This is a genomic window from Flavobacterium psychroterrae (assembly GCF_018380615.1).
GTDB lineage: Bacteria > Bacteroidota > Bacteroidia > Flavobacteriales > Flavobacteriaceae > Flavobacterium > Flavobacterium psychroterrae.
Genome location: NZ_JAGYVZ010000007.1, coordinates 61,106 through 73,236, shown reverse-complemented (window position 1 = coordinate 73,236; position 12,131 = coordinate 61,106). Strand labels below are relative to the sequence as shown.

General features: G+C 33.0%; 13 protein-coding genes. 7 read left to right on the top strand and 6 right to left on the bottom strand.

What is annotated here, in order from left to right; genetic code table 11:
* Window positions 1-100 precede the first annotated feature (100 nt).
* From KHA90_RS09460 to KHA90_RS09445, 4 genes are all read right to left on the bottom strand, one after another.
* Window positions 101-499 carry a VOC family protein gene (locus KHA90_RS09460; protein WP_213298383.1) on the bottom strand — a complete coding sequence of 133 codons (399 nt, stop codon included), beginning with the start codon at window positions 497-499 and terminating at the stop codon, window positions 101-103.
* A gap of 47 nt (window positions 500-546) precedes the next feature.
* Window positions 547-1,728 carry a T9SS type A sorting domain-containing protein gene (locus tag KHA90_RS09455; RefSeq protein ID WP_213298381.1) on the bottom strand — a complete coding sequence of 394 codons (1,182 nt, stop codon included), beginning with the start codon at window positions 1,726-1,728 and terminating at the stop codon, window positions 547-549.
* 108 nt (window positions 1,729-1,836) lie between these two features.
* On the bottom strand, window positions 1,837-2,253 hold the full coding sequence (locus tag KHA90_RS09450; RefSeq protein ID WP_213298379.1) for a hypothetical protein: 417 nt from the start codon (window positions 2,251-2,253) through the stop codon (window positions 1,837-1,839).
* Window positions 2,254-2,489: 236 nt separating this feature from the next.
* A complete protein-coding gene (locus KHA90_RS09445; RefSeq protein WP_213298377.1) occupies window positions 2,490-3,260 on the bottom strand; it encodes a phospholipase D family protein in 771 nt (256 codons plus the stop codon).
* A gap of 185 nt (window positions 3,261-3,445) precedes the next feature.
* On the opposite strand from KHA90_RS09445, the gene pyrR reads away from it, so the two are divergent.
* The 7 genes from pyrR to KHA90_RS09410 all read left to right on the top strand — a co-directional run bounded on the left by pyrR (window position 3,446) and on the right by KHA90_RS09410 (window position 8,998).
* Window positions 3,446-3,985, top strand: a complete 540-nt coding sequence (gene pyrR / locus KHA90_RS09440) for a bifunctional pyr operon transcriptional regulator/uracil phosphoribosyltransferase PyrR (protein WP_213298375.1) — start codon at window positions 3,446-3,448, stop codon at window positions 3,983-3,985.
* 167 nt (window positions 3,986-4,152) lie between these two features.
* On the top strand, window positions 4,153-4,794 hold the full coding sequence (locus tag KHA90_RS09435; protein WP_213298372.1) for a DUF6891 domain-containing protein: 642 nt from the start codon (window positions 4,153-4,155) through the stop codon (window positions 4,792-4,794).
* A gap of 81 nt (window positions 4,795-4,875) precedes the next feature.
* Window positions 4,876-5,802, top strand: coding sequence for an aspartate carbamoyltransferase catalytic subunit (locus KHA90_RS09430; RefSeq protein WP_213298369.1), 927 nt, complete (start codon window positions 4,876-4,878; stop codon window positions 5,800-5,802).
* Window positions 5,803-6,232: 430 nt separating this feature from the next.
* Window positions 6,233-6,565, top strand: a complete 333-nt coding sequence (locus KHA90_RS09425) for a ribonuclease Z (protein ID WP_213298367.1) — start codon at window positions 6,233-6,235, stop codon at window positions 6,563-6,565.
* Window positions 6,566-6,685: 120 nt separating this feature from the next.
* On the top strand, window positions 6,686-7,591 hold the full coding sequence (locus tag KHA90_RS09420; RefSeq protein ID WP_213298365.1) for a ribonuclease Z: 906 nt from the start codon (window positions 6,686-6,688) through the stop codon (window positions 7,589-7,591).
* Between the two features lie 87 nt (window positions 7,592-7,678).
* Entirely contained in the window at window positions 7,679-8,323 is a 645-nt protein-coding gene (gene pdxH / locus KHA90_RS09415; RefSeq protein WP_213298363.1) for a pyridoxamine 5'-phosphate oxidase, read from the top strand.
* 171 nt (window positions 8,324-8,494) lie between these two features.
* Complete coding sequence (locus KHA90_RS09410) at window positions 8,495-8,998, top strand: CAP domain-containing protein (RefSeq protein ID WP_213298362.1); 504 nt, start codon at window positions 8,495-8,497, stop codon at window positions 8,996-8,998.
* 240 nt (window positions 8,999-9,238) lie between these two features.
* Here the strand turns inward: KHA90_RS09410 and KHA90_RS09405 are convergent, their stop codons facing one another.
* Entirely contained in the window at window positions 9,239-11,176 is a 1,938-nt protein-coding gene (locus KHA90_RS09405; protein ID WP_213298360.1) for an OmpA family protein, read from the bottom strand.
* A 12-nt stretch (window positions 11,177-11,188) separates the two neighbouring features.
* Complete coding sequence (locus KHA90_RS09400) at window positions 11,189-12,106, bottom strand: PorP/SprF family type IX secretion system membrane protein (protein ID WP_213298358.1); 918 nt, start codon at window positions 12,104-12,106, stop codon at window positions 11,189-11,191.
* Between the last annotated feature and the right edge of the window lie 25 nt (window positions 12,107-12,131).

The following is a 12,131-nucleotide window of genomic DNA, read 5'->3' as shown; positions in this document are numbered from 1 at the left end:
TTGAATTCAATACATGTCACCCCGCTGGGGTTATCTGATATAATCTATAAATCTGCTATAAATATAACGTCCCGCTGGGACTATCACTGATGACCGTACATTACGATAACATCTCAATCAACTGAATTTTATTCCCGCACGTATCATTTAGAATCGCAATTTTTACATTTCCCATTGCTGTTGGTTGCATGGTAAATTCGACACCAAGATTAATCAATCGGTTAAATTCATCCTGAAGATTATCAACATTAAATTGAGTGTACGGAATTCCAGCTTCAAAAAGTGCGCTTTGATATGTTTTTGACGGTTCAAAATGATTTGGAGAAGGTTCTAATAAAACTTCAACTCCGTCTGGTTCGTCTTTAGAAACTACCGTTAACCATCTGTTGTTTTCACCTAGAGGAATATCATGCTTTTTTATAAAACCCAATTTGTTAGTATAAAACTGCAATGCTTTTTCCTGATCTAAAACTGGAATTCCGATAACTTTTACTTTCATCTTTATGCTTTTTTACTCGCATAAAGCTAATTATTATTTTTTAATTATTATTTTTTAATTATTATTTTTTTTCTGGCTGAAAATTGCTCCGCTTTCATTTCAATAATATAAACAGCGTTGCTTAAATCCTTAACATTCACTGTACGTTCATTATCGCTTAAAACTTTTGATTTCACGATAGCCCCATTTATATCAATAATATGGATGTTTAAAGCCAAATTTTTATTGTTATGTAACTCTATTGAAAACGAATCAGAAACAGGATTTGGATAAACTATTACCGAAGCATCTTCTTTAATGTTTTCAGCAGTACCTAAAGTAGCTACATCAGTAATTATTACTCCCTGATCTCCTACGGCAATAAATCTATTATTAAAATAAATAATGTCGTTTATACTATTTGCACTACTGACTCCGGAAACTTCTGGCGTCCAGGTTAATCCTCCATCAATAGTTTTAAATATTTTTCCGTTAGCACCTCCTGCATATCCTGTTAATGCATCTTTGAAACAGATTGCATATAACCAGCTGGTAAATCCTGAACTTAAAGCAGCCCAGCTTTGTCCGCCATTTGTTGTTTTAAGTATTGTACCTGTTCCTCCGGCTATAAAACCTGTATTTGCATCTAGAAAAAAGAGATCATATAGATTTTGCGTAGTTCCGCTTGCTATTGTAACCCAGTTTGCACCGCCATTTGTTGTTCTTTTAATTTTTCCGCCATCTCCAATACAAATACCGGTATTTACATCAAAAAAATGAACTTCTTCTATTCCGGTTGTCAATCCCGAAGTTTGAGGTGCCCACGTTGATCCGCCATCAGTTGTTTTTCTGATTGTTCCTGCGTCACCAACTGCATATCCTGTAGTTGCGGTGGGAAAACTAACAGATAAAATTGCATAAGGACTTGCATTTGGATTCTGATTTGTCCAGGTTATACCTGCATCCGTAGTTTTTGCAACAATATTATTATTGCAGCCATAATATCCAACAGTAGCACTTGGGAATGAAAAACTATTTATTAAAAAATTACTAATCGATTTTGATGTCCACGTTACACCGCCATCAGTAGTTTTTAAAATGGCAGTGTTTCCACCTATATATCCATTTTGTGCATCAAAGAATTTAATGGTCCATAAATTTCCGGCATATGGCGATGTGATTTTGCTCCATTGCGCATTGCTGTTTTGTAAACCGAATAAAAAGAATACTAAAAGTAATGTATGTTTCATATTTATTGTGTCAGTGTTTATGTGTTGACTCCTCACTTTCTTGGTTAAAAATGTAATTAGGTTCGAGAATTTTATATAACGCTTTAGGGCTTCGTTGTGTAAATATAATTAGTATTCTTTTCGTTCAAATAATATTATTCTGTTTAGATCTTTTTCAATTGCTTCCAAATAATCATTTTCGCTAGGATATCTATCATATGATTGTTCCCAAGGAGAATTCGGATCTTCATTAGAGTTCAAATATTTTTGAATATTATTTAATAGAATTTCGCGATTAAAAATTGGCGTATTAAAGTTTTCTATACGATCATTCTCTTCTTTGTTAAGTAGAATATTATATAGCTTTTGTAAATTAATTTTGAAATTGTTTTTGCCTAAAACTTCAATTGTATATTCAATATCTGATAATTCAGGATTAATAGATAAATTAAAAATTGGTATTATATTTTCGTAAGGTTCTCCCCAATCAAATTTTTTTTCTTCGATATAAGAATGTGGAAATGTACTTTTATCTATGTAAATCATATATCTGATCGGTCAGGTTTTATGTTTTTTAAATTTACTGTTTTTTCCATACTTATTTTTTATATCTATCAATTGTAATGAACATTATCTAAAAAAAAGAGCCATCGGCTCGAACATATCGTAGAGCTGGATTTTAATCCAGTTTACAAGCACAAGAAAGGAAAAGAGTAATAGATATTCTACCTTTAATTTACACCGTCTTTGTGAGTGATTCTATTAATTGAAACTATTATGATTTAATTTATAGGTTCCTTATACAATTCTTTTCCCCAATCTTGAATATCTCTTTCAGGATAACCAGATCTGTAAAATAAGTCATCATGCTCTTTTACAATTTTATCTACAGCAGTTTTATCTATAGTCCTAATTCTTGTTTCATAATTATTTGTTGTGCCGCTATAGGTAAAATTTAATGAACCCATAAAAACTATTTCGTCGTCAATTATATATATTTTACCATGAATAAATGTATTTGCGTTAGTATTCGTCTTTTGATATGATATAAAAACTTTGAAAAGAAATAACTGATTATATTGATAATGATAGATGCGTTTATTTCTTATTTTATTTAAATAAGCTTTCCTTACAATAAAGATTAAAGATAAAGGAATTAGAATATAAAAAAGTTTAAAATTATTAAATAAAAATAATGTAAAAACTAAAATAGCAGATAATCCCCAAAATATATAACGAAGTATTTCTTCAACATTAATCCATTTATTTCTTATTTCTTCAGCATCGTGATCTAAAGTACGTTTTTGAAGAATTAATTTATAAATATTTTTATCAGAGTCTTTGTGGAAATCTTCAATTGTATCATTTGTTATTAACGAAATTTTGATACCTTTTAAATGAAGGACTATTAATTCATTTATTAATGAAGGGGAAAGGTATGGAGAAATTATTTTAACGGATTTTTTCGCATTTGAAATCTCTTGGAGTAATTTTTTACCAGCTCCTTTACCTATATAAATATCGCAATTAGCACCATTATAAAACACACCCATTTTTCTGTATAATTTCTTACAAATTTAAGATTTTATTTTTAAAGTCATTGGAATAAATTTGTATAAAAAAAGCTGCTTTAAATTCTTCTTCTTGCTAAAAATCAAAAAAAAATATTTCCCCACATAACACCCCAACAAATAATTCTGATTTTGTATATTTGCCCAACCAAACATCACACTTAATTATGAGCCAAAAAGTATTACTTAATTCAAAAGAAGTTACTATCATACTCCATCGTTTGGCTTGTCAGTTAATCGAAAAACACTTAGATTTCTCAGATACTATTTTAGTCGGAATTCAGCCGAGAGGCGTTTTTTTAGCTGAACGTTTAAAACAAATATTAGAAAACGAATATCAGGTCCCTGAAATTTCTTTGGGATATCTGGACATCACTTTTTTTAGAGATGACTTTCGCCGAACTGATAAACCATTAGAAGCCAACAAAACACAAATAAATTTTATAGTCGAAAACAAGAAAGTCATTTTTATCGATGATGTATTGTTTACCGGACGAAGCATTCGTTCTGCCTTAACCGCAATTCAGTCTTTTGGGCGACCTTCAGAAATCGAATTGTTAGTGTTAATCGACAGACGTTTTAGTCGTAATTTACCTATTCAGCCCGATTATCGCGGTCGTCAGGTAGATGCAATTAATGGCGAAAAAGTAAAAGTAAGCTGGAAAGAAAATGACGGAGAAGACACCGTTTTCCTGATAACTAATTAAAGTTTAATCGGTTAACCGGTTAATTGTTAAATCGGAAAATGAGAGGATTAAAAAGTTTAATAGGGTAAATCGTTAAACTGTTAATCGCAAAAACGAGACGATTAAACAATTTAACAAATAAACAAACAAATAAACGGTTAAAAAATAAAACGATTAAACAAAAAAACATGACAGAGAACGAAGCGTTTATTTATGAATCAATTTTTAATCAGGTCAGAATGGGATTTCTTTCTCTTGATGAGATTCAGGAAAACATTTTAGAAGAAATTGAAGACAACGAATTTGCAGACGAAATTTCAGAAGAGTGGGCTTTCGATAAAATAAAAGAGGAATACCAAAAGTTACTTGCAGAAAGTAAACAATGGAAAAGCCCAACAGATACTGAAAGGCTAATAAAAGCGTTTGATGAATTAGGTGATGAAAATATTGTAGCGCTTCACAACGCTGGTTACACGACAACCGAAGGTGAATATGAAGTAGTTGAGGTTGAAAGAGAATTGCAGGAAAACGAAGTTGAGTCTGATGGTTATTGTTTTTATCATGGACAGGATTTGGCAAGAGCAGTTGCTGTTGAAGATTCGAATTTGTTTATTGCTTTTCAGAAAGTAGACAATACTGATGATGCAACTACAATAGAAGTAGGGAAGCGAGTTGCCGAAGTTTTAATAAACAACGATTTTAAAATAAAATGGGACGGTTCTGCAAAAACAAAAATTGAAATTCCAGGTTTCAGATGGCAGAAGATTTTTGATGAAGATGCAAGAGATTTGCAGGATTATAGTGAAGTGGTAGACAGAATGGTTCAATAGAGAAGTTCTCTTTAAAGCATTGAAGAACTGAATATTTTCAGAACTTCAGGAATTTGACAAATAAATATTAAAGAAATAAAAATGAAAGAATTAAGCGTAAATCATTTATTAGGAATAAAATACATCAACGAGAATGATATTAACCTGATTTTTGAAACTGCCGATCATTTTAAAGAAGTCATTAACCGACCTATTAAAAAAGTTCCTTCATTACGAGATATTACGATTGCTAACATTTTCTTCGAAAACAGTACCAGAACAAAACTTTCGTTCGAGTTAGCTCAAAAAAGATTATCCGCCGATGTTATTAGTTTTTCGGCAGCTCAGTCTTCGGTTAAAAAAGGAGAAACCCTGATTGATACTGTAAATAATATCCTTTCCATGAAAGTTGACATGGTTGTAATGCGCCACTCCAATCCCGGAGCGGCTTATTTTTTATCTAAAAATGTCAAAGCAAGTATCGTAAACGCCGGAGACGGAGCACACGAACATCCCACTCAGGCTTTATTAGACAGCTATTCTATCAGAGAAAAATTAGGCGATGTAGCCGGAAAAAAAGTAGTTATTGTAGGTGATGTTTTGCATTCAAGAGTTGCCTTATCAAATATATATGCTTTGCAAATGCAAGGTGCAGAAGTAAAAGTGTGCGGGCCTAAAACGCTTATCCCAAGATATATTGAATCACTTGGAGTTACGGTCGAGCCGAATTTACGAAAAGCATTAGAGTGGTGTGATGTTGCGAATATGCTTCGGGTACAAAACGAACGTATGGACGTCAATTTTTTCCCTTCAACACGTGAATACGCACAACAATATGGAGTCGATAAACCATTATTAGATTCCCTTGGTAAAGAAATCGTAATCATGCATCCCGGACCAATCAACAGAGGAGTAGAAATCACTTCTGAAGTTGCTGATTCCAGTCATTCGGTGATTTTGAATCAGGTGGAGAATGGAGTAGCGATCAGAATGGCGGTGATTTATTTATTGGCGTCTAAGATTCAGTAGGTTTTAGTTTTCAGTTTTCAGTCGCAGTTTTCAGTCTCGGTCTCAGTTTTGAAATGATTGTCACCCTGAGCGAAGTCGAAGGACGCACCAATAGGAACAGGTTTCGACTCCGCTCAGCCTGACAAACCTGAAGCCTCAAAATTGAAACTAACTTTTACCCTAAAGCTTTGTATTGATCTAGCTTTGTGAACTTCGTGTTTACTAACCGCAACGCCAGACAAAAAACTTTGCGTGCTCTGCGGTAAATTTTTTCATTTACTTTGTAAAGCTTTGTATTGATCTAACTTTGCGAACTTTGTGTTTTCTCAACATAATATTAGTTAAAAAACTTAGCGGCCTTTGCGGTAAATTCTCATTTCAATATGAAACAAAAAATAAAACTAAAAAAAACGTACCTTAGCTTTTGAAATAAGCGCCCATAAATAAGAAGATGAAAGTAGATCAAAAAGGACATACCGTTACAATTAAAAATACACAGGGAGATTTTAATGCTTTTCTGGAAAAAGTAACGCAGCAGTTTAAAACCTTTGAAAAACAAAATATTATAATCGATTTATCAGCTGATTCCGGATTGACTGAGAAAGATTTGAAACTTTTTTTACCCCTTTCGAAACAACAAAAAAAATCAAAAAAGTCATTTGTAATCGTGGTTGCAGATCTTGATTTTAATGCAATTTCTGATAAATTAATCGTAGTTCCTTCTCTTTTAGAAGCACACGATATTATTGAAATGGACGAAATAGAAAGAGACCTGGGATTTTAAAATTGGTTTAATTGTTTAACTGTTAATTGGTTAATCGTTAAGCTGTTTAATCAATTTATGATTGACAAATTACCAATTTCACGATTCAACAATAAACAATTAAACGAATAAACATAAAAATTGAAGCTCACCATACTTGGCTGTTATGCCGCAACTCCCAGAACACTTACTAATCCGACCTCGCAGGTTTTAGAAATTAAAAACAGATTGTTTTTAATTGATTGTGGCGAAGGAACTCAGGTTCAATTGCGTAAAAACAAGATTAAATTCTCAAAAATTAATCACATTTTTATTTCGCATTTGCACGGAGATCACTTTTTTGGATTAATAGGAACCATTTCTACATTTGCACTTTTAGGACGTACAACTGATTTACATATTTACGGTCCAAAAGGAGTGAAAGAAATTATCACTTTACAACTTAAATTGTCCAATTCATGGACAACTTATGAATTGTTTTTCCATGAATTAGAATCGAAAGAAAGTGAAGTTATTTTTGAAGATAATCGCGTAATTGTTACAACAATTCCTTTAAAACATCGCGTGTATACGAATGGTTTTTTGTTTCAGGAAAAACCCGGAGAAAGAAAACTGAATGTTGAAGCGGTTCAGCAATACGATATTCATACCGCATATTATCAAAAGATAAAAAATGGCGGAGACATCACGCTGGATGACGGAACTGTAATCGAAAATGAGAAATTATCTTTTGATCCAATTCCTCCATTGAGTTACGCATTTTGTTCTGATACCGTATATCACGAAGTTATACTTCCGATTATTAAAGATGTGGATGTTCTGTATCACGAAGCTACTTTTTTAGAATCCGAAGCTGCTTTGGCACAAAAAACATTGCATTCAACAGCAAAAGAAGCCGCCACAATCGCGCTTAAAGCAAATGCCAAACATCTTGTGTTAGGTCATTACTCAACTCGATATGACGGAATTGAACGTTTTAAAGAAGAAGCCGAAACCATTTTTCCAAATGTTTTATCCGGAGATGACGGAGTTAGTTTTGAGTTTTAGTCTAAGGTTCTAAGTTGCTGAGGTTCTAAGTTACTAAGTTTAAAATCTAACAATCTAAGGATTCCAAAAATCTAACAATCTAAAAAAATGAATGATTTAAGCAATTATAGAAAATCTTATGAGAAAAGTGAATTATTAGAATCTAATATTCCGGAAGATCCCATTAATCTTTTTAACAGATGGTTTCATGAAGTGGAGGATTTCGGCGCAAACGGAGAAGTAAACGCCATGACAGTTTCAACAATTGGATTAGATAGTTTCCCGAAATCAAGAGTTGTTTTACTAAAGAAATTTTCTGAGGAAGGTTTTATTTTCTATACCAATTATGATTCAGAAAAAGGAAAAGCAATTGCTGCAAACCCTCATGTTTGTTTGTCTTTTTTTTGGCAGGAAATGGAACGTCAGGTAATCATAAAAGGAATTGCACAAAGAACATCTGAAAATATATCTGATGGTTATTTTGATTCCCGTCCTGACGGAAGTAAACTAGGTGCGATAGTTTCGCATCAAAGTGAAGTAATTCCGTCAAGAACATTTTTAGAAGATAATTTAAAAAAACTAGAAGCTGAGTTTGAAGGAAAACCAATTCCGAGACCGGACAATTGGGGAGGATTTCTAGTAACTCCTTTAGAAGTAGAATTTTGGCAGGGAAGACCTAACAGGCTGCATGACAGGATTCGTTATCAAAGTCAATCTGATTTTTCATGGAAGATAGAACGACTATCTTCTTAATGTAAGATTTTTATTCTGAATAAAGGATATAATATGTATTTCATCGATTAATTTTGTAGTTTGCCGATAAATTGAATATGTTTGAAGAAGAAAAAACAAGAACAATTTATTAAAATAATATATTAAGGAATTTGCCCCAACATCTACTTTAATTTTAACTGCTATTGATTTATGAAAAAGATTATGTGTGCCATGATGTTCGTTGTGATGCTTATTGCAATGAACTCATGCTCAGCAGATGACAATGCCGAAGGAACAGATAATAGTATTACAACAGGAACTCTGATTACGAACTACGCGTACAACGATTCAGAGATTGAAACCATGAAACTTATCAACGATTATCGAGTAAGTATTGGTTTAAATGCATTAGAAAAAATAAATCATATTTCGTTTAAATGTGAGGAGCATAATAAATATATGATCGCTAATAATGTTGTCGATCATAATGATTTCACTTCACGTTCAGATAATATTATAACTGTTTTAGGAGCAAAAAAAGTAGGCGAAAACGTCGCTTATAATTACAAAACATCTGAAGCTGTAGTAAAAGGGTGGTTAGATAGTCCTGGACATAAAGCAAATATCGAAGGTGATTATACTCATTTTGGTTTATCAGTAACAACTGATGCAACCGGAAAAAAATACTATACGAATATATTCGCAAAAATTTAGATATATTATTGGACTGGTTGGTTTTTAGGAGTCGTTGTGAATCATTGATTTACAACGACTTTCTGTTTAGAAGAGAGATGAAAGATGAAAGAAGAGAGATGAAAGATGAAAGATGAAAGATGAAAGATGAAAGATAAAAGATGAAAGATAAAAGAAGAAATTCCAAATTCCAATAACGGATTCATTATTGGAATTTGGAATTTAAAAAACTTGGAATTTCAAAAATTTTGAATTTATCCTTTATAGTTCGGTAATAATAAATTCGCTTCTTCTGTTCATTTGATGTTCTTCCTCTGTACATTGTACGCCATCAGAACAGCCGTTTACAAGTTGGGTTTCACCGTAACCTTTTCCGGTTAATCGGTTTTTGGCAACACCATTTTTAATCAGCCATGAAATAGTCGATTTTGCTCTTCTGTCAGATAAAGATTCATTGTATTTAAATGTTGCCCGACTATCTGTGTGTGAACGAATGTCTAATTTCATTGTGGGATTGTTGTTCAATACGTCGAGGATTTTTTCTAAATCTAAAGCGGCTTCAATTCTGATATTGGATTTATCCAAATCAAAATAAATCATTTTAATTGCGAAACATTTCCCTAAATCATCGCCAATCATGACTTTGCAAGTTGATTTATCCAAGGCAATTGGCAAACTTGTTTTTCCTGTCAATTTGCTAATAGTAATACTGACTTCTTTCGTGGTATAATCTTGTTTTTCGGCTCTTAGATTATAGGTTTTTCCACATTCTACAGGAAAAGTATATGCGCCGCTTCCGTCAGAAATTGTAGTGCTTTTTATGTTTTGACCTTCATATATAGTAACTTTTGTTTCAGGTAAAATCATATTTGTTTCAGCATCAGTAATGATTCCCGTTAATTCCTGAATACATTGAAGTTTTCGGGTTTCCAAGAATTTATAGATATCGTCAGAACCTTTGCCACCATCTTTATTGGAACTAAAATAGCCTCTTCGGGAAACCGGACCTATTATATACGCAAAATCATCTTTAGGAGAATTTATATCAGCGCCCAGATTCTGAATGTTACTTATAGTTCCGTCATCCTCAATTTTGCCCACAAAAACATCCAATCCGCCAAGTCCGGGACGACCGTCAGAAGCAAAATAAATTTCGTTCTCATTAGTAATGTACGGGAAAGTTTCCTTGCCTTCGGTATTAATGCTGTTTCCCAAATTCTGCGGAGCTCCGTAATTATCTCCATTAATCGTCACTTTATAAATGTCTGATTGTCCTAAAGTTCCCGCCATGTCTGAGGCAAAATATAAAGTTTTATCGTCAGGACTAAGTGCAGGATGAGCCGTACTGTAATTGTCACTATTAAAAGGAAGTTCGGTTATATTCGCCCATTTTCCATTATTATCCAGCGTGGCTTTGTATATTTTTATTAAAGTAATTTTGTTGTCATCTTTTCCTTTTTTGCCGTTTACATAATTGTTTCGGGTAAAATAAACTGTTTTTCCATCTTTGGCGAAAGCCGGAGAAGATTCATGAAATTTAGTATTTATCGAAGTTTTGAATTTATTGACTTTCGAACTTTTGTTTGTTGTTGGATCAACATCGGCAAAATATAAATTGGTAAAATATTCATTCGTCCATTTGTGTTTGCGCTGCGAAAAATTTCCTGTATCTCTTGCTGAGGCAAAGTAGATTTTATTGTCGTAAACATAGGAACTGTAATCAGAATATTTTGAGTTGATTCCCGCATCTTCAATTGTATAGCGTCCTGAATTTGCTTTGATTTCATCTAGATAATTGACATCATCTTTGAATAATTTTCCTCTGTTGTCGTTTTTGTATTTGGCGGTGAACTCAGATAAAATTTTATTTGCCATTTCGTTTTGTCCCGTTGATTTTAGCGATTGCGCATATCTGTAATAATACTCAGGTTCTACCGCTGTATTCATTTCAAATAATGCACCGTACCATTTTGCAGCGCCTTCAAAATCAGAATTAAAGTAATAGGAATTGCCTAGTTTTTTAAACATATCTTCAGACTTGTATCCTTTTTGAGCAACACGTTCATAGGTTTTAATAGCATCAATATAAGCGTAACTGTCGTATTTTTTGTCTCCGGCAGCTGTTTTTGATTTCTGCGAATAACTGTTAAATGAAAAAACAATTATAAGGCTGAAGCAAAGGAATATATAATTTTTCATAATCATTTATTTTTAGAAGAAACGAGGAGTTGTCAGTTTACCATTGTTTTTGAAGAATTCATAACGCAGGAATATTTCGTGAGATCCTGAATTATAGTTGTTTAAGTTGGTGGTTTCGCGATCGTAACCATATCCAATATAAAGTCCGTCTGTAACCTGAAATCCCACCATGGCACTTATAGAAGCGCTCCATCTATAAGCAAGACCCACAACAAATTTATCAATGAACATAAAATTTGCCGAAACATCAACCTGAAGCGGCGCTCCTTCGACCATTTTTGTAAGTAAGGCAGGTTTGAATTTTATGTATTGGTATTTATCCAAATCAAAAACGTAACCTGCAATGAAGTAATAATTGATTTTATCCTTAAAAATGGCAATTTCATTATCATCATAACGATTGGTTTCGATAAAATTAGGAACTGATAATCCAATGTAGGCTTTATCAGAATGCCAATAAACTCCGGCTCCCACATTGGGCGAAAATTTATTATCCAAATCCTGAAATTGTGGATCTCCCTGAATCTCGGGATTTAATTTATTGATGTCAAGATTGAATAAATTAGCAGTTCCTTTGATACCAAACGACAATTTAAAATCTGCCGAAGTCTGAACAGTATAGGATAAATCTACAGAAAGATTGTTTTCGTTAGTTGGTCCTATTTTATCGTTTACAAGTGATACGCCAATTCCTAAATTACTATTATTAATAGGTGAATTGACAGAAAAGCTGCTGGTTTCCGGAGCTCCGTCAAGCCCAACCCATTGGGTGCGGTACAAACCAAAAACACTTAAAGCTCCCCGCGATCCCGCATAAGCTGGATTAATAGCTATTGTGTTGTACATGTATTGCGTAAATTGTGCATCTTGTTGTGCATAACCGGCAATGGTGACAAACATAATGACGAAGAAAAATAATTTTGTTCTCATAGTAGATTATTTATAGTATTACTAT

Excerpts from the sequence above, each read along its gene's own strand:
- KHA90_RS09400 (WP_213298358.1), bottom strand. The coding sequence starts at position 12,106 with ATGAGAACAAAATTATTTTTCTTCGTCATTATGTTTGTCACCATTGCC.
- pdxH (WP_213298363.1), top strand. The coding sequence starts at position 7,679 with ATGAATGATTTAAGCAATTATAGAAAATCTTATGAGAAAAGTGAATTA.
- KHA90_RS09425 (WP_213298367.1), top strand. The coding sequence starts at position 6,233 with ATGAAAGTAGATCAAAAAGGACATACCGTTACAATTAAAAATACACAG.
- KHA90_RS09430 (WP_213298369.1), top strand. The coding sequence starts at position 4,876 with ATGAAAGAATTAAGCGTAAATCATTTATTAGGAATAAAATACATCAAC.
- KHA90_RS09450 (WP_213298379.1), bottom strand. The coding sequence starts at position 2,253 with ATGATTTACATAGATAAAAGTACATTTCCACATTCTTATATCGAAGAA.
- pyrR (WP_213298375.1), top strand. The coding sequence starts at position 3,446 with ATGAGCCAAAAAGTATTACTTAATTCAAAAGAAGTTACTATCATACTC.
- KHA90_RS09445 (WP_213298377.1), bottom strand. The coding sequence starts at position 3,260 with ATGGGTGTGTTTTATAATGGTGCTAATTGCGATATTTATATAGGTAAA.
- KHA90_RS09405 (WP_213298360.1), bottom strand. The coding sequence starts at position 11,176 with ATGAAAAATTATATATTCCTTTGCTTCAGCCTTATAATTGTTTTTTCA.
- KHA90_RS09460 (WP_213298383.1), bottom strand. The coding sequence starts at position 499 with ATGAAAGTAAAAGTTATCGGAATTCCAGTTTTAGATCAGGAAAAAGCA.
- KHA90_RS09410 (WP_213298362.1), top strand. The coding sequence starts at position 8,495 with ATGAAAAAGATTATGTGTGCCATGATGTTCGTTGTGATGCTTATTGCA.
- KHA90_RS09455 (WP_213298381.1), bottom strand. The coding sequence starts at position 1,728 with ATGAAACATACATTACTTTTAGTATTCTTTTTATTCGGTTTACAAAAC.
- KHA90_RS09435 (WP_213298372.1), top strand. The coding sequence starts at position 4,153 with ATGACAGAGAACGAAGCGTTTATTTATGAATCAATTTTTAATCAGGTC.